This is a genomic window from Hymenobacter armeniacus, assembly GCF_014699055.1.
In the GTDB taxonomy this organism is placed as follows: domain Bacteria; phylum Bacteroidota; class Bacteroidia; order Cytophagales; family Hymenobacteraceae; genus Hymenobacter; species Hymenobacter armeniacus.
The window spans coordinates 84,805-108,701 of the sequence record NZ_JACXAC010000005.1 but is presented as its reverse complement, the minus strand read 5'-3'; the positions used below and the strand labels follow the sequence as shown (position 1 = coordinate 108,701).

23 protein-coding genes are annotated in these 23,897 nt (G+C 62.4%); 6 read left to right on the top strand and 17 right to left on the bottom strand.

Annotated features, from left to right (window positions below):
- Positions 1-10: 10 nt before the first annotated feature.
- The 5 genes from IC234_RS15150 to IC234_RS15135 all read right to left on the bottom strand — a co-directional run bounded on the left by IC234_RS15150 (position 11) and on the right by IC234_RS15135 (position 6,350).
- Positions 11-1,570 (bottom strand): MG2 domain-containing protein, encoded by a 1,560-nt coding sequence (locus tag IC234_RS15150; RefSeq protein WP_190926181.1) that lies wholly within the window; start codon positions 1,568-1,570, stop codon positions 11-13.
- 18 nt (positions 1,571-1,588) lie between these two features.
- Entirely contained in the window at positions 1,589-2,647 is a 1,059-nt protein-coding gene (locus IC234_RS15145; RefSeq protein ID WP_190926179.1) for a DUF4249 domain-containing protein, read from the bottom strand.
- A gap of 117 nt (positions 2,648-2,764) precedes the next feature.
- On the bottom strand, positions 2,765-5,353 hold the full coding sequence (locus IC234_RS15140) for a TonB-dependent receptor (protein ID WP_317173385.1): 2,589 nt from the start codon (positions 5,351-5,353) through the stop codon (positions 2,765-2,767).
- 24 nt (positions 5,354-5,377) lie between these two features.
- Complete coding sequence (locus IC234_RS22205) at positions 5,378-5,533, bottom strand: hypothetical protein (RefSeq protein ID WP_317173384.1); 156 nt, start codon at positions 5,531-5,533, stop codon at positions 5,378-5,380.
- Between the two features lie 40 nt (positions 5,534-5,573).
- The gene (locus tag IC234_RS15135; RefSeq protein WP_190926177.1) at positions 5,574-6,350 is read right to left on the bottom strand and encodes a hypothetical protein; all 777 of its coding nucleotides are present in this window, start codon (positions 6,348-6,350) and stop codon (positions 5,574-5,576) included.
- 196 nt (positions 6,351-6,546) lie between these two features.
- Here IC234_RS15135 and IC234_RS15130 point away from each other — a divergent pair, with 196 nt between their 5' ends.
- A complete protein-coding gene (locus IC234_RS15130; protein WP_190926175.1) occupies positions 6,547-7,167 on the top strand; it encodes a 3'-5' exonuclease family protein in 621 nt (206 codons plus the stop codon).
- On the opposite strand, the gene IC234_RS15125 is transcribed toward IC234_RS15130, so the two are convergent.
- Positions 7,164-7,877 (bottom strand): LytR/AlgR family response regulator transcription factor, encoded by a 714-nt coding sequence (locus tag IC234_RS15125; RefSeq protein WP_190926173.1) that lies wholly within the window; start codon positions 7,875-7,877, stop codon positions 7,164-7,166. The genes IC234_RS15130 and IC234_RS15125 overlap by 4 nt on opposite strands.
- Positions 7,878-8,175: 298 nt before the next feature.
- Here IC234_RS15125 and IC234_RS15120 point away from each other — a divergent pair, with 298 nt between their 5' ends.
- On the top strand, positions 8,176-8,502 hold the full coding sequence (locus IC234_RS15120) for a hypothetical protein (protein ID WP_190926171.1): 327 nt from the start codon (positions 8,176-8,178) through the stop codon (positions 8,500-8,502).
- A gap of 7 nt (positions 8,503-8,509) precedes the next feature.
- On the opposite strand, the gene IC234_RS15115 is transcribed toward IC234_RS15120, so the two are convergent.
- Positions 8,510-9,886: an FAD-dependent oxidoreductase gene (locus tag IC234_RS15115; RefSeq protein WP_190926170.1), complete on the bottom strand. Its 1,377-nt coding sequence runs from the start codon at positions 9,884-9,886 to the stop codon at positions 8,510-8,512.
- Positions 9,887-10,173: 287 nt separating this feature from the next.
- On the opposite strand from IC234_RS15115, the gene IC234_RS15110 reads away from it, so the two are divergent.
- Positions 10,174-10,350, top strand: a complete 177-nt coding sequence (locus tag IC234_RS15110; protein WP_190926168.1) for a hypothetical protein — start codon at positions 10,174-10,176, stop codon at positions 10,348-10,350.
- 257 nt (positions 10,351-10,607) lie between these two features.
- Here the strand turns inward: IC234_RS15110 and IC234_RS15105 are convergent, their stop codons facing one another.
- The 7 genes from IC234_RS15105 to IC234_RS15075 form a co-directional block, all read right to left on the bottom strand.
- The gene (locus tag IC234_RS15105; protein ID WP_190926166.1) at positions 10,608-11,201 is read right to left on the bottom strand and encodes an alpha-ketoglutarate-dependent dioxygenase AlkB family protein; all 594 of its coding nucleotides are present in this window, start codon (positions 11,199-11,201) and stop codon (positions 10,608-10,610) included.
- A 35-nt stretch (positions 11,202-11,236) separates the two neighbouring features.
- Positions 11,237-11,908, bottom strand: coding sequence for a hypothetical protein (locus IC234_RS15100; RefSeq protein WP_190926164.1), 672 nt, complete (start codon positions 11,906-11,908; stop codon positions 11,237-11,239).
- Positions 11,909-11,994: 86 nt separating this feature from the next.
- Positions 11,995-13,266, bottom strand: a complete 1,272-nt coding sequence (gene kynU / locus IC234_RS15095; protein ID WP_190926159.1) for a kynureninase — start codon at positions 13,264-13,266, stop codon at positions 11,995-11,997.
- 74 nt (positions 13,267-13,340) lie between these two features.
- A complete protein-coding gene (locus IC234_RS15090) occupies positions 13,341-13,802 on the bottom strand; it encodes a hypothetical protein (RefSeq protein WP_190926158.1) in 462 nt (153 codons plus the stop codon).
- Complete coding sequence (locus IC234_RS15085) at positions 13,774-14,817, bottom strand: hypothetical protein (RefSeq protein WP_190926157.1); 1,044 nt, start codon at positions 14,815-14,817, stop codon at positions 13,774-13,776. The genes IC234_RS15090 and IC234_RS15085 overlap by 29 nt, the downstream gene beginning before the upstream one ends.
- Positions 14,810-15,856: an amidohydrolase family protein gene (locus IC234_RS15080; protein ID WP_190926155.1), complete on the bottom strand. Its 1,047-nt coding sequence runs from the start codon at positions 15,854-15,856 to the stop codon at positions 14,810-14,812. Before IC234_RS15080 ends, IC234_RS15085 begins: the two co-directional genes overlap by 8 nt.
- An 8-nt stretch (positions 15,857-15,864) precedes the next feature.
- The gene (locus tag IC234_RS15075; RefSeq protein WP_190926150.1) at positions 15,865-16,395 is read right to left on the bottom strand and encodes a 3-hydroxyanthranilate 3,4-dioxygenase; all 531 of its coding nucleotides are present in this window, start codon (positions 16,393-16,395) and stop codon (positions 15,865-15,867) included.
- Positions 16,396-16,560: 165 nt separating this feature from the next.
- Here IC234_RS15075 and IC234_RS15070 point away from each other — a divergent pair, with 165 nt between their 5' ends.
- The 3 genes from IC234_RS15070 (at position 16,561) to IC234_RS15060 (ending at position 20,040) form a co-directional block, all read left to right on the top strand.
- Positions 16,561-18,318 (top strand): hypothetical protein, encoded by a 1,758-nt coding sequence (locus IC234_RS15070; RefSeq protein ID WP_190926148.1) that lies wholly within the window; start codon positions 16,561-16,563, stop codon positions 18,316-18,318.
- A gap of 28 nt (positions 18,319-18,346) precedes the next feature.
- Positions 18,347-19,138: an SDR family oxidoreductase gene (locus IC234_RS15065; protein ID WP_190926146.1), complete on the top strand. Its 792-nt coding sequence runs from the start codon at positions 18,347-18,349 to the stop codon at positions 19,136-19,138.
- 176 nt (positions 19,139-19,314) lie between these two features.
- On the top strand, positions 19,315-20,040 hold the full coding sequence (locus IC234_RS15060; RefSeq protein ID WP_190926143.1) for a glycosyltransferase family 2 protein: 726 nt from the start codon (positions 19,315-19,317) through the stop codon (positions 20,038-20,040).
- Positions 20,041-20,050: 10 nt separating this feature from the next.
- Here the strand turns inward: IC234_RS15060 and IC234_RS15055 are convergent, their stop codons facing one another.
- The 3 genes from IC234_RS15055 to IC234_RS15045 are packed head-to-tail and all read right to left on the bottom strand — an operon-like array spanning position 20,051 to position 23,887.
- Entirely contained in the window at positions 20,051-21,904 is a 1,854-nt protein-coding gene (locus tag IC234_RS15055) for a hypothetical protein (protein ID WP_190926141.1), read from the bottom strand.
- Between the two features lie 32 nt (positions 21,905-21,936).
- On the bottom strand, positions 21,937-23,286 hold the full coding sequence (locus tag IC234_RS15050; protein ID WP_190926139.1) for a hypothetical protein: 1,350 nt from the start codon (positions 23,284-23,286) through the stop codon (positions 21,937-21,939).
- 49 nt (positions 23,287-23,335) lie between these two features.
- A complete protein-coding gene (locus IC234_RS15045; protein WP_190926137.1) occupies positions 23,336-23,887 on the bottom strand; it encodes a carbohydrate binding domain-containing protein in 552 nt (183 codons plus the stop codon).
- Between the last annotated feature and the right edge of the window lie 10 nt (positions 23,888-23,897).

Here is a 23,897-nt window from a genome sequence, read left to right as displayed (position 1 = left end):
GTGCTTCGCCTCAAATTTGACTTGGCCGTTGGCGTCGCTTATGGCCGTGCTCAGCCGCGTAATGCGGTCCGGTGATGATAGAGATGATAGATAGGTGAGCGTGCCCACGCGCGGCTTGCAGGTGCCGGCCTACCACAGTTGCGCTCGCACCACCAAGCCGTTGGGTTCGGGCATAAACTCCCACCCATGGCTTAGGAGCAGGGGCCAGTACGTCTTCCCAGCGGAAGCGGCTCCAGCCCTGCGTCAGCATCAGGTTGTCTGCGGTGGCGGCAGCTTCCGGGCCCGTGGCCGTGAAATAATAGTCAGGGTTTTCCACCGCGCCTTGCAGGTCGGCTGTGAGCCAGAGGTAGCGGTCGATGGAAGTGGCTTGGGTCGAGGTCAGTGAATCAAGTCGGTACACGGCCAGCGAGAGATTGGCGGGCACGGGCCCATTCTGGTCGGCCGCGGCTAGTTGCAGGCTCACTTTGTCGCGGGTGACGTACTCGGTTTTATCGGGCCGCACGGTCAGGCCAAGGGCGTGCGCGGGCTGCTGGAAGTAAAGTCGCTCGCACACGGGCTGCTGTGCCGCGTTGAACAGGGTAAGGTGCGAAACACCTTCCAGAAGATGTGATTTGTTGACCACAAACGTAGCCCGGCCGTTGATGAGCTGGGCTGGAATGGCCACCGCCACCTTTTGGCGCGAATGGCCCAGCAGAAACACCATTTCCGGCTGACTGGTGGTGGCCGCTACGGTCACGGTTAGTCGGCCGGGGGTGCTGTCTTCTAAGCGCAACACGTAGCCTTGGGCAAACGCAGCCGACAGCTTACGGCTGATGCGCTGACCTTGGCCTAACGTGACCACCGCCGAGTATGGGCCTTGCCCAGCCTCGGGGGTAAACGAGAAGGTGCCCATGCCCAGCCGTGCGGTTTGAAACGTGGCCACCACCGCCCCCCGGGCGCTGAACACCTGGCCCCTGGCCGCGGTGCCGCGGCCGGACGTATCCGTGACTTTCACGGCGACTTTGCTAGCCAGTCCGTTCACAAGGTTGCCGCCCTCGGGGAAAAACTGCGCCCCAAAAGATGCCGAGTCCGCAGGGTGCGCGCCGGAAGCCACCGCAGGATTTATCACCGCGATAGTGCTGTGAAAGAAAGACTCCGGGCCAAAATTCTTCATCCAGCTGGTGTAAGCCCGCACCGTGTAGGTGCCGGCTCCCAGCGCAGCCGGCAGCACAAACGAGCCCTGCCCCGTGGCGTGCCGTAACGCCACTTTGCCTTGCAGCACCGGCTGATTTTGGGCATCAAGTATTTCCACATAGGCCACGCTGCTCAGCGTGAGGGGCCGGGTGTAAGTACCGTCCACGGCGTACACCTTAAACCACAAGGTTTCACCGCTTAAATACACAGGTCGGTCGAGGTGCAGAAAGAGCTTCTCGTGCGGTGTGCGCTGCTCGTAACGCGTCAGCCTGCCGGCCGGGCTCAGGGTATCGGCGGGGACTTGGGCTGCTACGGGGCTGGCCAGGGCTATGGTCAGGCTTAACAAGCTGCCAAAGCCTATGGGAAAGGAAGAAGCCACCGGATTTGTGCTACGCATGAAATTCGCTGCTGAGAATTAAGGCTTGGTAGCTGAGCCCCGCGTGCGGCAGTCGACGCAGTCGCGCGATTTGACCGTGTACCCCACCAGGCCGCCCCCATTGGCATCGTACACGGGCCCAATGGGCAGCTGCTGCTGGGTAGCGAAGGCATCTTTCAGCAGCACAGCAGCATTGCCCCGTGGCGCCCGCGGGCCACTGATGAACATGGTGTCGGGCGGCACACAAGCTTCGTAGCCGTTGAGTACGCGCACTGCGGCGGGCAGCTCGGCGCGGGTGATGAAAATGCGTATTTCGGATATTGAATGGGCCCCGATAAATCCCAACACCATTTCCTCGGGGTCGCTCAGGCAGTGCACGTTGCCCGTCACCTGGCTGGGCTGCGGGTCGAACAGGCTGCCGATGCTCTCGGTGTTTTTGCGCAGTAGCTCCCAGTAGTCGTACTCGACTTTGGAGAGGGCGTGTTGCTGCACCAGCATGCTGTAGCGGCTGAAAAATCGTTCGGAGCCGGCCGGGTGCTGGCGCAGGCGGTAGTCGGCCACCACGTCCTGCGTCAGGCCGGTGGTTTTGGCTATCTGCACTGCGTTGGAGTGCTGGTTGCCCCAACAAATGCGCGGGTAGCGCACCACAATGGGCTGAACACCATTGTTGGCGTATTCAATTCCGGGGTTGTATGGAGGATAAATTTCCCAGGCTTCGTCGGTTTCCCAGCGATAGTAAAGGGTATTGCCGGTGGCGTCGTGGGTATCGACGTAAAGATTGAGAAACGAGTTCTCAACGCGCCAATTTACGGCGTCGATGGCCGGCGTGATTTTTATCAGAGAGTAGTCGGAAACGTACTCTTTTCCCGACCGGGTATTGAGGTGCAGCCGAAATTTCCGGGTCACACTTAGGTTCAGGTTGTCAGAGATATAGACGCCCTTCCCCGTGCTTTCGCTTAGCACAAAACGGGCGCCCCGGTCGTCTTCGATGTACACCGTGGCCTGCGTTTCGGCGGGCGGGTCGGTTTTGGCCGCGATGGCGTAGGTTCGCGACAGCCGGATGGTGGTCACGCCTTGACTATTGATAGATAAAACCATCCACCACCAGCAGCGACTCCGGCGACGAGATAACGTCGGGTGTGAACGGGTCGGTGCAGCCGGTGAGCAGCGCCGTAAGGGCCCAGAGCAAAGCCCGGCGGGCGGAAAGGCACTCATTTAGAATTTGAAATTGTAGGTTATCGTCGGAATGGGCTGGCCAAAAATGGAGAGCTGGTAGCCCTTGGTTTGGCCGCCCACCGACTTGAAATAGACCGAATACGGGTTGCGGCGGCCTGTGAGGTTGTACACGCCCACCGTCCAGGAGCTGTGCGCCAGCTTCTTCACTTTGTGGTTGCCTTCGATGTTGACGACCAGGTCGATGCGGAAGTAATCGGGCACGCGGTAGGCGTTGCGGTCGGAGTAAAACACATGGAGTGAGTTGCCGAGGTAGTACTTTGAAAGCGGCAGCGTGATGGGCCGGCCCGTACTGTAGTTGAAGTTGAGCGAAGTGCTGAATCGCCGGCTGAAGCGGTAGTTGCCTACCAGGGTCACGTCGTGGGGCTTATCGAAGTTGCTGGGGTAGTAACGGCCGCCGTTTATCATCTCGGCCGTGGTGGCAGCATTTACCTGCACCAGCGAGCGGGAATAGGTGTAACTCACCCAACCGTTGAGCTTGCCGGTGAGCTTCTTCACGAAAACTTCCACGCCGTAAGCCTTGCCCTCGGCGTTGATGACGTCGGTTTCGATGTGGTGATTGAGCACCAGCGTGGCACCGCTCTTGTAGTCCACAAAGTCCCGCAGGGAGCGGTAGTATGTTTCCACCGATGCCTCGATGGTGTTCGATTTGAAGTTGCGGTAGTAGCCCACCGAGTACTGGTCGCCCACTTGGGGGCGCAGGGTGGCGTCGCTCAACTTCCAAACGTCTGTCGGTGACACCGACGCCGTGTTGGTGAGCTGGTGAATGTATTGGCGCGTGCGGGTGTAGCTGGCTTTCACGCTTGACTTCTCATTGAGCGAGTAGCGCGCCAATAGGCGGTATTCGGGCCCGTGGTAGGTGGCCAGTACCTTGTTGGCGCCGTAGCGCACCGTGTCGGTGATAGTGGCTTCAGCGCGGGGCTCGCCGGGCACGTAGCGGTACACCTCGCGCGGACCCAGCGCCTGAAAGAACGAATAACGTAGCCCGGCCGACACGGAAAAACGCGAGCTAATGTCGAACCGGTCCGACACGTACAAAGCGCTTTCCAAGGCCCGCTCCGGGTCCAGTACGTTGGGCCGTACTACCGACGCCTCGCCCAATGGCAGGAAGCTACCAGGTTGAATGTTGTACAGCAGCGAGCTGCTGCCAAAGTCCACGGTGTGGCGCGCGTTGGGGTAGTAGCTGAAATCGGCCCGCAGGCCGGTCTGGTTAATGGCATACTTCAACTCCGACGCCGACACGCTGTTTTTGGTGCTGCGCACGTCGTAGTCGTAGTGGCTATAGGTGCCCGTGAGCACGCCGTAGAGCTGGTTGGTAAAGTTGTGCCGCCACTTCACCGTGGCTGTTCGGTTGGAGTAGTGATATGCCGTGTCGCTGGCCAGCCGGAACCGGTCGGAACTGTAATACCCCGTCACATATAAGGAACTTTTCTCGTTAAATTCATGGCTCACGTGCCCGGTGATGTCATGAAAGGCCGCCGCGCTCTGCGCAAAATTCCGGTCCGACAGCGTTTGCAACAGCCAGTCGGAATAGCTGGCGCGCCCGCTCACCACAAACGAGCTTTTGTCTTTCACAAAGGGCCCTTCCAGCGTGATGCGGCTGGTGAGGGTCCCGATGCCGCCCGAACCCGAAAACTTTTTCTTGTTGCCTTCGCGGGTCGAAATGTCAAGCACCGACGACAGGCGTCCGCCGTACTTGGCCGGGATAGTGCTTTTGTACAGCTCCACACCCTGCAAAATGTCGGGGTTGAAGGCGGAAAAAAATCCGAACAGGTGCGAGGGGTTATAGATGGTGGCGTCATTGAACAGAATCAGGTTTTGGTCCGTGGCGCCGCCGCGCACGTTCAGGCCGGTGCTGCCTTCGCCCACGGTTTTCACGCCGGGCAGCGTCATCACCACACGCAGAATGTCGGTCTCGCCAAACGCGGTGGGCACTTGGCGCATGGTCTTGATGTCGAGCTTTTCGAGACCCATTTGCATGCCCGACACGTTCTTGTCTTGTTCGGCTTCAATCACGACTTCTTTCAACGTCACGATGTCTTCCTCCACTTCCACTTCCAGCTTGCCGTCGCCGCGCAGCACCACCTGACGCTTCGTGTTTTTAATGCCCACGCCCCGAATGTTAAGGTTGTAGCGGCCAGGCGGTAGCGTGAGCGAAAACGAGCCGAACTGGTCGGTGCTGGCTCCCACGTTCGGCGATTCGGAATAAATGGATGCCCCAATCACGGGCTCGCCGGTTTTTTGCGCCCGGATGTGGCCAGCTAGCGTGGCCCGCCCCATGGCGGCGCCCGCCGCTCCAATGACGTATACTTTGTATTCGGAAGCGCTCACGTAGCGCGAGCGGGCCGCCGGCTCGGTGTTCGTTTCGTCCGCCTGTACTACCGTGCTGCTGGCCGCTTTGGGCGCGTAAAAGTCAGGCGCCAACCCCGGGTTAATAACCGGTCCCGACGACACGAAAACCCGGTTTTCGTCGTCGACCACAAAGTGAAAGGAAGTGTTTTGCAAGGCCTGTTGGAGCACGGCCCGGGTCGATTGCTCGCGCACCCGCAGCGTTACAAGCAGACTGTCCACGGCCTTCGGGTCGAAGTAAAGCCGTTAACTACTTTGCGCTTCCAACTGGCGTGCGAATTCCTCAAAGGGCACATGCGCAAGATCGCCGGTAACGGTTTTTTTGGGCTGCTGCGCATAGCCTGAAATCCCCAGTAGTAGGTTAAGAACCGTTACAAAAAGCGCCGTGAAGAAAGGCTTCATAGAGGAAAGGAATGGCAAGCCGAAAGGAGGAAAAGCATTGCTATTGCGGCAGGCCCTTGTAGTAGTCGGTCAGCCGCCGCAGCGAGGTTTCGAACTGGGCTCTTTTGAACCCCAACTTCTGGTCCCGAAGGTATTGCTGCACTTCCTTGTTTTTGTCGGCTAGCACCTTGAGCGCCGCGCGCTTGCTCTTCACAAGAAAGAAAACGCCACCCTTTTTAAGGAATAGTCGTTCGGCTGGTAAAAACTTTACGGTAATTTGCCGTTGGGCAATGTTCTCCTGTTTGCGCTTGGCCCGGCGAGCCAGCAGTTGCGTGCGGCCCTCGTTCAGCACCTCGTAGTAACCAGTCCGAATGTTCTCACCCTTTACGCTGTCGGCCACGTAGCGCACAAAGTAGTGGCCGCCGATGGTGAAATGTTCAACTTTTTCGTTCAGCAGGCGCAGTTGCAGCGGGCTGGCGGGCAGACGTAGCACTACTTGGTCGAGCACCACGTCGTAAGTCAGCTGTTGATTGGCAAAATATTGCCCGTTGTATTGCACCCCGCCGGGCTTGGCCTCGGGCGTAAGGAAAAACTGATGCCTGATGCTTTCGTAGTACCGCTTGGCATAATCTACGTATTCGGAACCACTGAAGAGTTCAGGGTGCCCCACAAAGGATACCGCGTATTGACGCTGCACCGTCGCCACCGACTGGTTCACAGTCGCATCAACGGGGGCCTGCCCGGCCGCCGTCAGCCGAATCAACGCCAAAAGCGCAACCGCGCTACTAAAAACTCTCATTGCTTCAGCAAGATAAAGAGGGCAACGTACTAATTTCATAAACTAATTTACACCAGCGACAAAAAGCAGAGAGAAATGTATAAAACGCTTTTTTCATATAAGGGAGACAAATAATAATGCTAAGGGCGATGCCCAAAGTAACGGGCAGATGCTAAAAAAGCGACTTCCGAGCGAAGCGTTGGTGCCAACGGAAACGGCCCTCGCCGCGCAGGCCGCCGGCCCGTACACACCGTTCATGCGCTACGTTTCCCTCGACCTCGAAACTTCCGGTTCCAACCCCCAGCGCCACCAGGTGCTGGAGCTGGCCGCCGTCATCGAAGACAGCCGCCGGCCGCTGCCCCTGGCCGAGCTGCCCGCGTTTCGGCGGGTGGTGCGCCACCCCGAATACGTGGGCACCGCCGGCGCCCTCGCCCTCAACGCCCGCCTGCTGCAGGAGCTGGCCCGCAAGGAGCCCAACCCCGAGCTTTGCCAGCCCGACGAACTGCTGCCCCAGCTGCGCGAGTTTTTGCTGGCCCACGGCTTTCGGCCCGATGCCCACCGCTGCGTCACGGTGACCATGGCCGGCAAAAACATCGGCGTGTTCGACCTGGGCTTTCTCAAGATGCTGCCCGGCTACGGCCAGCTCGTGCGTGCCGACCCCGCCATGCTCGACCCTGCCGTGTTTTACCTCAACTGGCACAAAGACAGCCGCCTGCCCAGCATGAGCATCTGCAAAGCCCGCGCCCGCTTCCCCGACCGGGAAGTGGCCCACGAGGCCCTGGCCGACGCCCTCGACGTGGTGCGGCTGCTGCGGCCGTTCTACGCACTGCCCGCGTACCAGCAAGTGCCCCGCGCCGAAGACGAAGCGGATGCCTAAATGCGCTGCAGGCCCTTGTAAAAGGCTTCCTGGTACGACTTGCCGATGGGCACGAAGTGGCCGCCGCGCAGGTTGGCCGTGTTGTCTTCGATGGACTCAATCTGCTGCGTGTTCAGCAAATAGCTCCGGTGCACCCGAATGAAATTGGGGAAGGAGCTAAGCCGCGTTTCTAAGGCCTTAAGCGTGGTGTACACAATGTACTTGTGCTTGGCCGTCACGATGTTGACGTAGTCCGACAGCGCCTCCACGTACAGCACCTCGTCGAAGTTGATGCGCACCATGCGGCTGTTCACCTTCACAAACAGGTCGGTGTTGGAAGGGGCCTCGGGCGCGGCGGCGGGGGCCGCCGGGCCGCTGCGCCGGGCCTGCACCCGCTGCACGGCCTGCGTGAAGCGGGCAAACTCAAAGGGCTTCACCAGGTAGTCGGTCACGCGCAGTTCGAAGGCATCGACGGCGAAGTCCTGACGGGCCGTGGTGATGATGACTTCGGGCGGGTCGGTGAGCACCCGCAGCAGCTCGAGGCCGCTGAGGTGGGGCATCTCGATGTCGAGAAAGAGCACATCGACCTTGCCGCCTTCGCGGAAAAACGTGAGCCCGGCAATGCCATCGGCGAGTGAAGCGACAAGCTTAAGGTCGGGCGTAAGCTCGACGTAGTGTTCCAGAGTCAGACGGTTAATCTCGTCGTCATCGATGATGGCGCATGTTAACATAGGCGGGAAAAGGGAGAGGGTAGCGGGCAAAAGCGAAGCGTCCGAAGCATGGACATTCGCCGATATAAAGTAACCACTCGCAGAGGGAAAGCCGACGGTCGCCCATCGGTTAAAACGCCACGAAAGGGCCAATCATAGCTTTGATGACTGCAAATAACACAGAATGAGCCCGCTGGTTAGCATGCTCCTGCTGCCTTTTTACCGAATGATGCTACTGACCCACCGTGCGCTGCCGACTTTGTTGCTGATTGCAAGTGCATTAACTGTCCAGGCCGCCCGGCGCCCCAAACCGCTAACCATGGCCCAATGCGAGGCCCGCAACGAAACCGCCGCGCCCGGCCTGGCGCCCCAAGCCCGCGAAACCAGCCGCATCACCGCTTTCCTGGCCGACACCCTGGCGCTGAGCCCTACCCAGCGGCACGCCTTGGCACTGTGCACCCAAACCCAGCGCGAGGCCCTGCTGCTGGCCCTCACCTGCGACGACGTGGCCCGGACCCGGCAGGAGTACCACCAGGCCCTGCGCCTCCTGCTCGACGCCCAGCAGCTGCAGGCCTACGTGGCCCTGTGCCAACAACTGGCCGGCACCCCGCTGGCGCTCGACGGCACCGAACTGGCCCGGCGGTAGCCGCAGGCTAGTGGGCGGCCATTTCCTGCGCCACCAGCGCTTGCACTTCGGGCCGGTCAAAATCGGCTTCGGCCTGGATGTGCGGCATCAGCCGGGCCATGATGGCGTCCTGGCGCTGGCCGGCGGCCCAAGCCTCGGCGTAGGGCGTGTGCGAAAACGTGACCTGCGAGTAGAGCGGCGTCCAGCGGCCGGGGAACTGGGCCGAGATTTTGGCCTCAATCTTCTTCTGCAGCAGAAAGCGCGGGTCGGCCACCCGGTCGCGCATTTCCACGAAGTTGTACACGGCCAGGTCGGCCATGGCGTCGGTGTTGGGCTTGCGCTGCTGCTGAAATTCGGCAAAAATGGTGGGCCAGGCGGCATCGCCGTGCTGGTCGAGCAACTCGTTGAGCACGCTGCAATCCTCGAAACCGGCGTTCATGCCCTGGCCATAAAACGGCACAATGGCGTGTGAGGCGTCGCCGAGCAGCAGCACGTCGTCGTCGTACTTCCACGGAAAGCAGCGGATGGTGACCAACGACCCCGTGGGGTGCGTGAAAAACTCCTCGGTCAGGTTCGGCATCAGGGGCACGGCGTCGGGGAACACGCGGCCGAAAAAGGCCGTCACGTCGGCCGGGGTTTGCAGCGCCGCAAAGCTTTCGGCCCCTTCGTAAGGGAAAAACAGCGTGCCGTTGAACGAGCCGTTGAGGTTGGGCAGCGCAATCATGAGGTACTGCCCGCGCGGCCAGATGTGCAGGGCGTTTTTATCCAATTGCCACGTGCCACCGGGGCCGGCTTCGATGGTTAGCTCCTTGTAGCCGTACTCCAGATAGTCCTGCGAGTAGTCGTAGCGGTCGGTTTTCTGCAGGGCCCCGCGCACGGCCGAAAACGCGCCGTCGGTGCCAAAAAGCCGGGTGTACTTCTCGGTGTGCTCCTGCTGCGTGGCCGTGTCGAGCAGGTGCAGCTCCTGCTTTTTGAGGTCGATGCCCAGGCACTGCTGGCCAAATTGCAAGCGCACGGCGGGCTGGGCCTCGGCCAGGTCGAGCAGGCGGCGGTTGAGGTGGCCGCGGTTGACGGAATAGATGGCCTGGCCATCTTGGCCGTAGGGCTGTCGGGTGAGGTGGCCCTGCACGTCGTGCATCACGCGCCCGGTCATCGGAATGCCCACCTGCCGGATGTCGTCGGCCACGCCCACGCCTTCCAGCGCGCGCCAGCCGCGGTCGGAAAGGGCTAGGTTGATGGAGCGTCCTTCCTGAAAGCCGGCCCGGCGAGGGTCGGCCCGGCGCTCAAACACCTGCACGGGATGGCCCCGGCGGGCCAAGTACAACGACAGCAACGAGCCCACCAGGCCGGCTCCCATCACGGTGAGCGGCTCCGAATGCGGCAATACGGGGGAATCAGCGGCCATAAAAAACAGGGAAGAGAGAGTGAGAATGCCCAGGCGGGCGGGTGGGCAGCGAAGCTACTACCCGCGCGGGGCTTCGCTCCGCAAGTGCGAAATATCCACCGGTAAGCTTGTTGCACTCATCGGGCATTTTATATGACTGGTCGTAAAATTTACGCAAGAGGCAACCCCAGCCAGACCTTTGACGAAGTATAACAAAAACACCATTGGCTATGACTGCTCTGCGTTTCCGTTACAAAGGTTCTCGGTATTTGCGTTGGCGCCTTCGGGCCACTCGCCGCTCCACGGCTTTGACGTGGCCTTTTTCGGCTAGCGCCCTCGGGCGTCGCGCCAGCGGGGCAGCGTGGCGTCGCCGGGCCATGCCGGAGTTGCCCGTGGCCGCCCAAGCGTCGCTGCGCGTAGGCCGCTACCTGGTGGGCGAAGCCGGGGACCCGCAGCTACAGGGCCATCCCAATATCCGCTACTAACTCGATTGCTATCTGCTGATTTTTTTGGTGAAACAAACGAATGCTACACAATACTTTTCCACGCCGTTCGGCCGCAGCCAAAGCCGCCGATACACCGCTCACCGATTTACCGGCCGTCCCCGATGCTACTCCGGAGGCTGCACCAACGGAAGCATCCCCAACCGGCACGCTGCCCACTTTTCGGGTGGGCGAATACGAAGTCGGCCATGGCACTTGCGAGGAGCTGTGCGGGCATCCCGATATTCTATACTAATACATTATTTACCACCCACCCACCGGAACGTGAGGTTGAGGCGCGGGCCCAGTGGCTGGGTGGTTTTGGGCAGCGCGTGCTGCCAGTGCTGCTGCGTGGAGCCGCGCATGAGCAGCAGGCTGCCGGAGCCCAAATCGAGCGACAAAGAGGGGAGAACCAATCCCGGCCGCGGCCGCAGCCGAAACCGGCGCGTGGCACCCAGGCTGAGCGAGGCGATGACGGGTTTGGGGCCCAGCTCGGGCTCGTCGTCGGCGTGCCAGCCCATGCTGTCGCGGCCGTCGCGGTACAGGTTCAGCAGTACGCTGTTGAAGGGGGCGGCGCAGGCGGCCGCCACCCGCTGGCGCAGGGCCAGCAGGGCGGGCGTCCAGGGGCGGGGTTCCCAGGCCAAGCCAGAATACGTGTAGCGGGCTTCCGGGTCGCCGTACCAGGCGGTGAGGCGCGGCTGCGGAAACTCCTGCCCAAACAGCCGGATGCTGCGCTGCTCCCAGGCCACCTCGGCGGTGAGTTGGGCCAGGAGCGCATCGGCTTCGGCAGCCGGCAGAAAAGCCGGGTCAAAAAGCAGGTCGGCTTGGGGCAGGGTAAGCGGAAACAGGGGCATGGCAAAAGAACTAACGCGGCGGCCAGCGCCAGGAGCTACTTCTGCATCATGCGCTCCAGTTTCTGGCGCTCGGCTTTGGGCAGGTAGGGAATCACCTTCAGCACCCCCCAGGCAAAGAGAAAGTAGATGAGCACGGGCACCAGTATGCTGCGGCTGCGGTAGCTGATGGCGCCCACGTAGCGCGGCCACACCCACAGCCCATACAGCAGCGCCGCCGGCACGTTGAACAACAACCCGCCCAGTATGGGGCTGATGCCCAACGACATCATCAGCGGGCCCAGCAGCAGACTGCCCACGTAGAGGTAGGCCACCACAAACAGGGCCAGCCCCAGGGCCGCCCCCTTCTTGCCCAGCCGAACCAAGTTCATGCACATGAGCACGCCGCCCATTATCATGGTGAAAAGCAGCGAAAACAGCACAATGGATATCGGCGAGTACAGCGCCGGGCCAGCCGCGGCTTCTGCCGCATCGGGGGGAGTGGTAGCGCGGCGTTCGGCCTCGGCGGCGGCTTCGGCCCGGCGCTGCTCGGCCGCGGCCAGTTCCAGGCCGGGGCGCAGCTCGGCTTCTTCGGGGGCGGGCTGGCCGCGGCGGCGCAGCTCGTCGAGCGCGGCGAGCACGGCGGCCTCGCGGTACTGGACATGGCCGGTCACGTATTCGCGCAGGGCCGCATCGGTTTTGAGCAGCATCTTGGCGGCGTAATCTTCCATTTTCAATGGGTGAATGGGTGAATGAGCGAAGGGAGGAATGAGTGGCGAGGAGGGAAGACGAGCGAATGATTCACTCATTCGCTCATTCACCCATTCACCCATTGCCGCAGGGCGGCCCCCACCCGGTCTACGTCCTCAAACGAATTATAGAGCGGCACGGGTGCCAGGCGAATGACATTGGGCTCGCGCCAGTCGGCGATGATGCCCTGGCTGGCGAGGTAATCGAACAGCTCGCGTCCGCGCCGGTGCACCAGCACCGAAAGCTGACAGCCGCGCTGCGCCGGGTCGGCTGGGGTAATGATTTCCAGCGCGGAAGCCGGCAGGTTGAGGCCGCGAATCAGCCATTCGAGGCGGGCCGTGAGCTGCTCGCTCTTGCGGCGCAGGGCGGGCATGCCCCCGGCGCGGTCCACGAGGTCGAGGCTGGCGCGGTGAATGGCCATGGGGAAAATCTGGGCGTTGGAGAGCTGCCAGCCGGCCGCACCGGCCATGGGCCGGAAGCCCTTTTTCATCTGAAACCGGTCGGAAGGGTCGTGGCCCCACCAGCCGGCCAAGCGCACGAGGTCGGGGCGCTGGGCAAACCGCTCGTGCACAAACACGCCCGAGGTGCCGCCGGGGCCCGAGTTTAGGTATTTGTAAGTGCACCAGCAGGCAAAGTCCACGTCCCAGTCGTGCAGGCGCAGGTCGAGGTTGCCGGCGGCGTGGGCCAGGTCGAAGCCCACGTAGGCGCCCACGGCGTGGCCGGCGCGCGTGATGGCGGCCATGTCGAAGGCCTGCCCGGTGTAGTAGTTCACGCCGCCGATGAGGACGGTAGCCAGCGAGTCGCCCAGTTCGGCGATGGTGGCTTCGATGTCCTCGGTGCGCAGGGTGTGCTCGCCGGGGCGCGGCACCAGCTCCACAATGGCGTCGGCGGGGTCGAGGCCGTGCAGACGCGCCTGGCTCTCGATGGCGTACTGGTCGGAGGGGAAGGCGCCGCCTTCCATCAGAATCTTGTAGCGCGTGGCCGTGGGGCGGTAAAACGTCACCAGCAGCAGGTGCAGGTTCACGGTGAGGTTGTTCATCACCACCACCTCAATGGGCCGGGCGCCCACCAGCCGGGCCGAGGCGTCGGTGAGGGTTTCGTGGTAGTGCATCCAGGGCGACACGCCGTGGAAATGGCCTTCCACGCCTAGTCGCTCCCAGGCGTCGAACTCCTGCTCTACGGCGGCGCGGGCGGCTTTGGGCTGCAGGCCCAGCGAGTTGCCGCAGAAGTAGGCGCAGGGCCGGCCGTCGGGCCCGGGCGGGATGTGGAACTCCTGACGGAAGGATGCCAGCGGGTCGGCAGCGTCGAGTTCGGCGGCAGGGCTTATTGTCTCAGTCATATCAACATAATTTCAAGCAGGTGTGCACTCAGCATGCTTCTTCTGGTGAGAAACAAAATGAGCGAGGATAAGCACTACCAAAGCACGGAAGGCGCGGGCTGCGGCCCAAACACAGGCTTTGCTCCATGTTCAAGTTGCCGCTGGGCGTTGCTCGATACCCAGAAGCATGCTGCCAACGCCGTGACGTAGAGGCAAGCAGCCGCAATGCGCGTGGGCCGGCTAGTAGACCGCCACAAGTGTCTCGGCCGCAGACCAAACGCAAAAGCGGCACAAAGCAACAAATGCAGCGGCAGTAAAAAACGGCATTCCATGGCAACGGGCACCACCGCTGCGCACTGAATTAGCAAAGATAGAATCACCAGGTAGCCCGGCGCCGATGCGCGGCGCCACGCGAGCACCCAAATGACCATTCCGCCCAACAGCACCGTGTAGTTGAGCCAGGCCAACCCCCAGGTAGGCACATACACCGCCGGAATGTATGGGGTGGGATACTGCACATCAAGGCCGTTAAATAAATGCCGCAGCCACGAGCCCATCAGCGTGGTGGGGGCGGAAAGTATCAGCTGGCCATACGTGGCGTAGGACGCCAGGTCGGTGAGGCCGATGGAATTCCACAGCGCGCCCGTCTTCGTCCAAAAAAAACATTGTGGGCACAGGGTAGTCTGTGCCCACGTTGGTTTCGTATTTCTGATACCACAAACCCCATTTTAGCTGGGTAAGGTACAGGCTCGGGGTGCCCGGTTTAGTGGTAAGTACCAGCGGGCTCGCTACGCCGAAATGAGTGGTGTTGATAATTACTTGAGGCCACAGCACAATGGCCATTCCAAGTGCCAGCGCGGCGGTTTTACCCCATTGGCGCAGGAAAGTACGCCAGTACGAAGCATCGTGAGAAGCGGGCCAGAGGCACAAGATGAATACCACGGGTACAGCCGCCGCATACACAGGTCGAAAATTAACCGAAGCCGCTACTAACATGCCAGCCAGCACGCCGCTCCATACCGCGCGGCCCCGCACCACCGTCCATAGCCCGCCCGCCAGCGCCAGCAACGAAATGAAATCGGTGAGCGGATAATGAAAATAGCCGCGCCAAAAGGCAAACCCCAGCGCTCCAAACAGCAGGCGCCGGGCGAGCGATACTCGGCTGGCGTTGCTGTGCTTTCTGACGTCTTGCCACAACCCCGGCGCCACCACCCCGAACAAAATCGCGGCGGTGGCCGCGCCCAGGGTTCGTGTGATTTCCAGCGGCAATACAGAGGTGTGAATCAGCAACTGCCAGAGTGAGCCCAACAGCAGCGGAAACAAGTAACCCCGCAAAAAGCTATCGAAAGCGATGAATTGAAAATCACCGCTTTGCCAATACTTGCCAGATAAATCCCAGTATAGGCCCGCATCGTAATAAAACTGGGTCGGCTCCTGCCGGGCCAGGTACAGCGCGAAGAACAGAAACAGCAGCAGGGCAGCACTGGCCGCCGGACGATTGTTGCACCATCGCAACCCGCGCTTGCCGAGCGCCACGAGTCGGCCAACGGTTGGGGAGGGGGGCTTACTCATGCAGGGTAATCGACGAAAAAGGTGGGGAAATCGGTGCGAAGGACTTAGCGCCCAGCCCCAGCCAATCCAGGGCGTTCTGGCCCAGCATTTGGGCCTTGATGTCGTCCGAAAACGGCATGGATTTGATGAGCTGGCCCGGCTCCAGCTCGCCCAGCGGGAAGGGGTAGTCGGTGCCGAGCGTGATTTTGTCGGCGCCCAGCGTTTTCACCAGGTAGTCGAGCATCAGCGGGTCGTGCACCAGGGAGTCGACCCAGAACTTGCCCAGGTAGTTGCGCGGGTTGTGCGGGTTGTCGACGGCGCAGAGGTCGGGCCGTACCTGCCAGCCGTGCTCGATGCGCCCGATGGTGCTGGCAAACGAGCCCCCGCCGTGGGCCACCGCCACGCGCAGCCGCGGCAGCCGCTCCAGTACCCCGCCAAATATTAAAGAGCAGAGCGCCAGCGTGCTTTCGGCGGGCATGCCCACCAGCCAGGGCAGCCAGTACTTGGGCATTTTGCCTTGGGCCATCATGTCCCAGGGGTGCACAAACACGCAGGCACCCAGCTCTTCGGCGGCCGCAAATACATCAAAAAGCTCCGGCGCGTCGAGGTTCCAGTCGTTCACGTGCGAGCCGATTTGCACGCCGGCCAGCCCGATTTTCATGCAGCGCTCCAGCTCCCGGATGGCCAGCTTGGGCGCCTGCATCGGAATGGTGCCCAGGCCCACGAAGCGGGTGGGGTAGCGGCGCACCACGTCGGCAATGTGGTCGTTGAGCAGCTGGCTCAGGTCGAGGCAGTCGAGGGGCTGGGCCCAGTAGCTGAACATGACGGGCACGGTGCTCAGCACCTGCACCTGCACGCCAAACTGGTCGTACTCGCGCAGGCGCACGGCGGGGTCCCAGCAGTTGTCCTGCACCTCGCGGAAGAACTTGTCGTCCTGCATCATGCGGGCGCAGCAGGGCTTGTGGTGCTCCAGCCGGATGAAGCCGCCGTAGCCGTACCGTTCCTTGAGGTCGGGCCAGCGCTCGGGCAGAATGTGGGTGTGGATGTCGATGGAAAGCACGGCCGGAACTAGGCGGGGGTCACCGGCGCGGGTGCCTCCATGTAGGTGCCGCAGTTGGTGCAGGTGCGCTTGGCGTCGTCCTGCCAGAAGGCGTTCATGATGGGCGGCAGCTGGGCCACGATGTCGGTGATTTCGGCAAACTCCTCGTAGAGCTTGTGCCCGCAGTTTTCGCAGTACCACTGGAAGCCGTCGAGCTCGCCGCCTTCGCGGTAGCGCTCCAGCACCAGGCCCACGGTGCCGGCCGGCCGGCGCGGCGAGTGCGGCACGTTGGGCGGCAGCAGGAACATCTCGCCCGGGCCGATGGTGATGTCGACGGATTGGCCGTCTTCGATGATTTTGACGGTCATCGTGCCCTCAATCTGCCAGAACAGCTCCTCGCCGGCGTCTACGTGGTAGTCTTTGCGGGCGTTGGGGCCGCCCACCACCATCACAATGAAGTCCTTGTTGTTTTTGAACACCTGCTGGTTGCCCACCGGGGGCTTCAGCAAATGGCGGTGCTCGTCTATCCACTTTTGGAAGTTGAAGGGGCGGGTTATCATGGCGAGGAGGTGGGTGGTTGGAGGTGCTAAGCTACGGCCGCGACGGCGTTTGGCCCGTTGTTTTCGGGGCTTCGCACTGGGCTGGCGGCAGGCGCTACTTTTGCTGCTGGGGCCGGCCGGCCCGCACATTTCCTGGCGCCGAAAAGGGAGCCGCCCCGACACCATATGAACTACTGGCTGCGACTGAGCTTGCTGACGGCCTTCTACGGCGTCCTGTTTGCCGCGCTTACCTGGCCGCTGGCGGCGCACTTCACCTCGTCGTTTCTGGTGGTGCCGGGGCACGACACCTACATGTACCCCTGGAACACCTGGCACTTCCGCACGGCGGTGCAAACCGGGCAGCCGGTTTTTCATACCGACTGGCTGTTCTACCCGCTGGGCTCCTGGCTGATACTGCACACCTACACGCCCATCATCGGCCTGATTAGCGTGCTGGTGGGCAATGACATTCTGGCCCTCAACATCGGCCTGCTGCTGAGCTATTCGCTGTCGGCCGCCGGGGCCTACCTGCTGGCCCGGCGCTGGGTGCAAAGCCCGCTGCTGTGCCTGCTGGCGGGCTTCATCTTCGCCTATTCGCCCTACAAGCTGCAGCGCCTGCCCGAGCACTACAACCTGGTGCTCACGGCCACGGTGCCGTTCTACGTGCTGGCGTTTCTGGATGCGTTTCGGTTTCGGGAAAGGAAGTTTCTGCCCGAAGTGCGGAGCTGGAAGGCCGCAGCCGGCTGCGTAGCGCTGGGCCTGGTCACGCTGCTCAGCGACTACTACGTCCTGTTTGGGCTGCTGTATTTTTCGCTGGCTTACGCGGCGTGGTACTGGTTCGGGCTGGGCCGCATCCGGTGGCGGGAGTGGCGCACCTGGGCCTGGCTGGGCGGCATTCTGGTGCTGAGCCACGTCCTCATCCGGCTGCTGCGCCGCTGGGGCGTGGAGGACAACGGCGGCTTCTGGTGGGGCGGCGATTTGGTCGACTTTATCATGCCGCCGCCCACCAGCCGCTTCGTGTACTGGGGCTGGGCCGCGCGGCTCTACAACAACCCCAAGGTGTTTACCATGCCGGGCTCGCTTGAAAACACCTTGTTTCTGGGCTACGCGCTGCCGCTGCTGGCGCTGGGTTTGTGGGCCTTGCGCAAGGCCCACCGTCGGCCTGTTTCAGCCGTGGCGCAGGAAGAGCAGGGCCGGCCGCTGGCTTGGGTGCTACTGTTCTTCGTGATGCTCACGCTGCCCGCCACCCGCGTCTACGGCCACGACCGGCTGCATTTGCCCACCGCCTTCCTGCATTTTATTCCGTTTTTCAACAACATCCGTTGCCCCACCCGCTGGGTAATGATGGTGGGCCTGCTGCTGCCCATTCTCACCTTTAGCGCGCTGGAGGCGGCTTGGAAGCCGCGCCTGCACGCCACGTCGCGCACGGCGCTGAGCCTGCTACTCATCGGCCTGGTGCTGTTTGAGTACTGGCCCCGGCCCTACGAGCGCACTTCGCGCGCCGCTGTGCCGCGGGTGTTCCACGAGGTGGCCAAGCTGCCGGGCAACACCCTGATTCCGGTGCCGCTGGGCATTGCCAGCGGCTACCGCGAGGTGGGCCAGTTCCGTCGGGAGCACCTGTTTTACCAAACGGTGCACGAGAAAAAGGTGCCCATCGGCTTCATGGCGCGGGTGCCGGCCGAGGTGTTTGCCAGCCTGGAGCACGACCCCGTGCTCGGCGCCGTGCTCTTCCGCCAAACCAAGCCCGACACCATCGCGCCCGCCCCGCCCACGGCCCCGCAGGTGCAGGCCTTTCTGCGCCGGTACGACCCCGCTGCTTTTGTTATCAACCCGGAGTTTCGCGAGCAGCCGGCCCATCTGTTTCTGCGCCAGCTGCTGCGGCCCTACGGCTACCGCGAGCAACTCGTGGACGGCTACGTGCTGCTCACGCCGCCCGCGCGCTAGACTTTTTGCTGTTTTTTTTGAGCCCTATATGAACCTCTCTCTCGAAAACCGCCGCGCCCTGGTGGGCGGCAGCACCCAAGGCATCGGCCGCGCCGTGGCCCAGGCCCTGGCCGAAAACGGCTGCGCCATCACGCTGCTGGCCCGCAACGAAGCACGCCTGCGCGAGGTAGCCGCCGAGCTGCCCACGCCCGCCGGCCAAGCGCACAACTACCTCGTGGCCGATTTCGACGACCCCAGCCACGTGGCCGAGGTGGTGCAGGCCTACCTGGCGCAGCACCCCGCCGGCTTCCACATTCTGGTGAATAACACCGGCGGCCCCGCCGGCGGCCCGCTGCTCGACGCGCCGGTGGAGGCCTTGCGGGTGGCGTTCAACCAGCACGTTATCTGCAACCACTTGCTGGCCCAGGCCCTGGTGCCGGGCATGCGCGCGGCTGGTTTCGGGCGCATCATCAACGTCATCAGCACCTCGGTGAAAATTCCGCTGGCAGGGCTGGGCGTGAGCAACACCATCCGCGGGGCCGTGGCCAGCTGGGCCAAGACCCTGGCCAACGAGCTGGGCCCGCACGGCATCACCGTCAACAACGTGCTGCCCGGCGCCACGCTCACGCAGCGCCACCACTCGCTCATCGAGAAAAAAGTGGCCCAAACCGGCCAATCGGCCGACGCCATCGAAGCCGACATGCTGAAAACCATCCCGGCCCGCCGCTTCGGTCAGGCCGAAGAAGTGGCGGCGGCCGTGGCGTTTCTGGCCTCGCCCGCGGCAGCCTACATCAACGGCACCAGCGTGCCGGTGGACGGCGGCCGCACGGGCTCGCTGTAAGGCAAATACATTAATAAAAGACGTGTCATGCTGAGCGGAGCCGAAGCATCTCTACCGGGCAAGTAATCTATTTACTACTGCGGTAGAGATGCTTCGGCTCCGCTCAGCATGACCGTTTTTCATTGCGCAGTAAAAAGTACCTTTGTGGCTTCCCTGCCCGGCCCAGCTTTCTTCTTGTGGTAAAATTCGACACGCTTTCCATCGTCATTCCGGTTTACAACGAGGCGCGCACCATCCACCAGATTCTGGATTTGCTGCGCGAGCTGCGGCTGGTGAATAACATCGGCAAGGAAATCATCCTCGTCAACGACTGCTCCACCGACGCCTCGGCCGACACCATTCGGGCCTACGCCGCGCGCTACCCCGAAATGGGCCTGCGCCTACTCGAACACCCCGTGAACAAGGGCAAGGGCGCCGCGCTGCACACCGGCATCCGCGAGGCCACCGGCGACTACGTCATCATCCAGGACGCCGACCTCGAATACGACCCCGAAGAGTACAACCTGCTCATCAAGCCTGTGCTGAAAGGTTTTGCCGACGTCGTGTTCGGCTCGCGCTTCATGGGCGGCAACCCGCACCGGGTGCTGTTCTTCTGGCACAGCATCGGCAATTACTGGCTTACGCTGCTCTCCAACATGTGCACCGACCTGAACCTGACGGACATGGAAACGTGCTACAAGATGTTCCGGCGCGACATCGTGCAAAGCCTCAAACTCGAAGAAAACCGCTTCGGCTTCGAGCCCGAAGTCACCGCCAAAGTGGCCCGCGTGCAAGACGCCCGCATCTACGAAGTGGGCATTAGCTACTACGGCCGCACCTACGCCGAGGGCAAGAAAATCGGCTGGCGCGACGGCTTCCGGGCCATCTATTGCATTCTGAAGTACGGCTTGCTGGGCATGTAGCCGCAGCGCCTCACCAGCTGCTCTTTGGCTTCATCAACTCGGCCTGCACGTCGTCGATGTAGCAGCTCGAGCCGCTGTCGCTCAGCACGTACACTTTGATGATGTCGTCGGGCAGGGCGTCGGCGGGCAGGGGCACGTCGAAGTGGACCAGGTTCCAGGCACGGTTCACGCTGAGGTTGTTTTGCAGGCGCACGGCGTCCCAGGCAATGTTCTTTCCGTTGCGCTCCACAGTCATCACCAGCTTGTTGCCCCAGGCACCGTAGTCCGAAAACACCCGGCAGGAGGCGCGGATGTACTGGCCCGGCTGCAGGCCTTTGTCCATGAGTTTGAGGGTGAGGGCGGGGCCGTAGGCGTGGGCCGGGTCGGCGTGAAACGACTGGCGGCTGAAGTAGCCCTGGTCGGCCGAAATGCCGCTGGCGGCATCCACGGGCTGGTTGTCAAAGTCGAGCTTGCCCAGCAACTGCGGCGTGTAGTGCCGCTCCGATTCGGGCAAATGGCTCTTCACGTCCAGCAGCGCAAAATCCGACTGCGTGGGCATGGTTTTGTTGAACACCGCAAAGTAGTAGCGCCGGTTCATCTCCTCGGGGTGAATAATGGAGCGCATGTACTGCCAGTGCTGAAACAGGTTCAAATCGACCAGCAGCACGGCCGCCACCACGGCCGCCACGCGCAGGGCCGGCCGGCGCTCGGGCACCAGCAGCCAGGCCACCGCGGCAGCGTAGGGCAGGGCCAGCACGGCGTAGCTCTGCACCAGCGCGCGCTGCCCGATGCTGCCGCCGTACCACCAGATGTCCCAGGCCGACACCACCCACAGGTTCAGCACCGTGAAGGCCAGCACCGGCACGGCAATGGCTCGGTGCATGCGCCACAGTGCCGCCAGCCCCGCCAGCGGCAGCAGCAGCAGCGGCGAGTAAATCAGCCAGCCCTTGCGGAAGCTGAACAGCACCTCCCACAGGTGCGGCTTGAAAAAGCTGAAATGCTGGTCGCCGTAGCTATAAAACAGAAAATGGCCGGTGGCCCAGTGCCAGTACAGCGCCTGCGGCAGCACGCCCAGCACGCCGCCCAGCACCAGCAGCAGCACGTCCACCCACCGCTCTTTCAGCAGTTCCAGCTTGGCGCGCACGGCTGCCCAGGAGCCCACGTTCCACAGCAGTGGAATGACGGCCGCCACGGCCTCCGACGGCCGGATGAGTACCAGCAGGCCCAGCGTGAGGCCGATAAAAAATGCTCCCAGTCGCGTGGGCCGCTCGTGCCACCTGATGGTGAGCCAGAGCAGCAGCGCGTAGCCCGTAAAGAGGTAGTTGTGCGCCATGGCCGCGTCGAACACGGCGTACTGGAAGTAGTTGGAGCCCAGCACCAGCAGCACCAGCACCAAGGTGGTCACCACGTCGGAAAAGTAGCGCAGCAGCACGCGGCGCAGCAGCCCCATCCCCAGCAGCGCAAACAGCAGCCCGCCAAAGGCAATGGCCACCTGGTAGGGCGGCGAGAATCCGTCCTGCGGGTAGCCCAGCCAGCCCGCCGCCCAATGGCCCAGGAAGAAAAACGGCGTCCAGAACAGGGCCAGGCCGCAGGTGTACTTGGTCACAAGCTGGCCTTCGGGGCCGCCCGGCACCTGAAATGCCTGGTAGAACGAGCTGCTGGGCTGGTACTCGCGCATGATGTCCTGCGCAAAGGCCATGTGCCCCAGGTCGTGGTAAATGAAGTGCGCCGGCAGGTAGATGTAATACCCCATGGCATCCCAGGTCAGGATGGCCTGCACGTTGTGCGTGTCCCAGTACGGCGCCCAGAGCCGGGCTTGCACCATCAGCACAAACAGCAGCAGAATGGCCAGCAGCGAATAGGGATGGGCAATGCGGGATTTCATAAAGGGCGGCAACAGCAGAAAAAAAGAAGCCGTTAGGCAGCGGCCAGCTTGGTTGGGGAGGTATCCACCTGCTCCGGCACAGCGGCTTTTGACCGCTCTCCGGCGCCCGTCACCATCACCACAAAAAGCGAGATGAACAGGCCCAGCGAGGTCAGGTAAGGGTAAGGCGTCTGGATGAAAGCGTAGAAGGTGGCCAGGTATAGCTTCAGCGTGATGAGGGCCACGATGCGGTAATCGTAGCGGTGGCGCAGGCGGTAGTACAGCCACGCGCTCAAGGCCACCACGGCCGACGAAATCAGTACGTCGCCGAGCTGGGCTAGGGCAATGCGCGTCTTGAGCTCGGCGGGGCCGTAGGTATACCAGAAGGCCGAAAAGCCGAAGCCCGAAAACAGTTGCGGCGGCTTACCGTCGGGGCCGTCGGTGCGGCTCCACTCGCCCATGGTCGCAATTTTATATTCGGCAAAGGCGTGGGTAAAAATCGTCCAGTCCTTGCTCAGGTACGGCACCACGTAAATGCCCAGCACGCCCACGCCCACCAGCCCCGCCACCGCAATGGCGTGGCGCTTGCCGGCCTCGCGCCACAGCAGCCACAGGTAGAACGGCACCCAGAACACCACCGAATAGCGCGACAACAGGCAGGCCACCAGCGCCGCTGCTTGCAAAATGGCCGAGCGGCTCAGCACGCTGGCTGCCAGCACGCAGTAGAAAGCAATAATGGTGGGTTCTACGGTGTGGGCGTATAGCTCGGAATTGTGGGTGATGAGGCGGTGCAACACGTAGGCCGGCAGGGCCATCTTCAGCACAAAGAGCATCCACTGCTGCCGCTGCTGGGCCAGCACGGCCTGGTAGGCCCCAAAGCCCACCAGCACCAGCAGGCCCAGCGCCCACCAGCGGTAGTCGATGCCTAGGTACTGGGCCGGCACGTAGGGCAGCCACTGCATGGGCAGGTAGTTGGGAAAAATGGGGTAGGGCAGCGTGGTGGAATAGCGGTAGATGACCTCGCCGCTCAGAAAGCGCGTGGCATACACCTGTAGAATGGGAATGATGTCGGAAGCGCGCACATCCACTGGGTGCGAAGCAATGATTGGAGCCTGCGCGAAGAGCACCCACACGGCGCCTAGCAGCAGCCCGGCCCAGGCCAGCGGAAAGCGCCGGCTGGTTTGCTCTAGGTTGGGTGCCGCCACGGGCCGGTCGAGCCAGTAGAGCGCCGCAAACACGCACATTAATACCGACGCGGCGTAGAATAGCACCGGGTTTAGAAATGGGCCCACTGGGTGCACAAACCATTGCAACTCGGCCCAAAAGCTCAGGTACACGCCGGCCTGCCACAGCCACGCGCGCTGAAACGAGCCCGCAGGCACCAGAAAACGAGGAAAACGCATCAGCAGCTAGTTCTAATTAGGGCCCGCGCCACCGCCGGCCAGACAGCATTTATTCCAGGGCCTTCACCCGCAAGTCGTCGAGGTACACCGTTTCGGCGGCGCTGCCGTTGCGCCACATGAAAATGCGCAGGTGTGCATCGGCCGGAAGCCCAACAGGGAAGGCAAACTCCTGGCGCACTCGCGTCCATTTGCCCGTTTCCTTCACCTGCTCGGGCAGCGGCAAGCGGCCGGCGTAGCCCAGCTTGTTTTCCTCGCCGGGCAGGCGCACCTGCACTTCCAGCGAGGCCGCGGCCTGCGGGCTGGGCAAATACACCCACGCCTCCACGGCCACGCCCTTGAGGGTGTGCACGCTGGCTTCGCCCAGGGGCAGGTCGTAGGTGAGGCTGTATTCGCGCTGGGGGCCCACAAACACGGCGTACTGTCCGGAATGAGCATGGTCGCGGACCAGGCCTGTGTTGTCGGCGCCCCAGCCGCGCACGGCCTCAAAATCGTTTACCGTCACGTAGTCGCCCACCCAGTGGCCGGCGTCTGAGCCGGAGCAGGCGGCCGTAGTGCCCAGCAGGGCCGTTGCTGCCACCCGCCCCAGTAGGCGAAGCAGCACCAAAGGCAAT

Coding starts and splice junctions, on each gene's coding strand:
- IC234_RS15070 (WP_190926148.1), top strand. CDS start 16,561: ATGAACTACTGGCTGCGACTGAGCTTGCTGACGGCCTTCTACGGCGTC.
- IC234_RS15090 (WP_190926158.1), bottom strand. CDS start 13,802: ATGGGCTCGTGGCTGCGGCATTTATTTAACGGCCTTGATGTGCAGTAT.
- IC234_RS22205 (WP_317173384.1), bottom strand. CDS start 5,533: ATGAAGCCTTTCTTCACGGCGCTTTTTGTAACGGTTCTTAACCTACTA.
- IC234_RS15085 (WP_190926157.1), bottom strand. CDS start 14,817: ATGAGTAAGCCCCCCTCCCCAACCGTTGGCCGACTCGTGGCGCTCGGC.
- IC234_RS15050 (WP_190926139.1), bottom strand. CDS start 23,286: ATGCGTTTTCCTCGTTTTCTGGTGCCTGCGGGCTCGTTTCAGCGCGCG.
- IC234_RS15135 (WP_190926177.1), bottom strand. CDS start 6,350: ATGAAATTAGTACGTTGCCCTCTTTATCTTGCTGAAGCAATGAGAGTT.
- IC234_RS15150 (WP_190926181.1), bottom strand. CDS start 1,570: ATGCGTAGCACAAATCCGGTGGCTTCTTCCTTTCCCATAGGCTTTGGC.
- IC234_RS15120 (WP_190926171.1), top strand. CDS start 8,176: ATGGCCCAATGCGAGGCCCGCAACGAAACCGCCGCGCCCGGCCTGGCG.
- IC234_RS15065 (WP_190926146.1), top strand. CDS start 18,347: ATGAACCTCTCTCTCGAAAACCGCCGCGCCCTGGTGGGCGGCAGCACC.
- IC234_RS15055 (WP_190926141.1), bottom strand. CDS start 21,904: ATGAAATCCCGCATTGCCCATCCCTATTCGCTGCTGGCCATTCTGCTG.
- IC234_RS15145 (WP_190926179.1), bottom strand. CDS start 2,647: ATGGTTTTATCTATCAATAGTCAAGGCGTGACCACCATCCGGCTGTCG.
- IC234_RS15100 (WP_190926164.1), bottom strand. CDS start 11,908: ATGGAAGATTACGCCGCCAAGATGCTGCTCAAAACCGATGCGGCCCTG.
- IC234_RS15075 (WP_190926150.1), bottom strand. CDS start 16,395: ATGATAACCCGCCCCTTCAACTTCCAAAAGTGGATAGACGAGCACCGC.
- IC234_RS15115 (WP_190926170.1), bottom strand. CDS start 9,886: ATGGCCGCTGATTCCCCCGTATTGCCGCATTCGGAGCCGCTCACCGTG.
- IC234_RS15130 (WP_190926175.1), top strand. CDS start 6,547: ATGCGCTACGTTTCCCTCGACCTCGAAACTTCCGGTTCCAACCCCCAG.
- kynU (WP_190926159.1), bottom strand. CDS start 13,266: ATGACTGAGACAATAAGCCCTGCCGCCGAACTCGACGCTGCCGACCCG.
- IC234_RS15105 (WP_190926166.1), bottom strand. CDS start 11,201: ATGCCCCTGTTTCCGCTTACCCTGCCCCAAGCCGACCTGCTTTTTGAC.
- IC234_RS15125 (WP_190926173.1), bottom strand. CDS start 7,877: ATGTTAACATGCGCCATCATCGATGACGACGAGATTAACCGTCTGACT.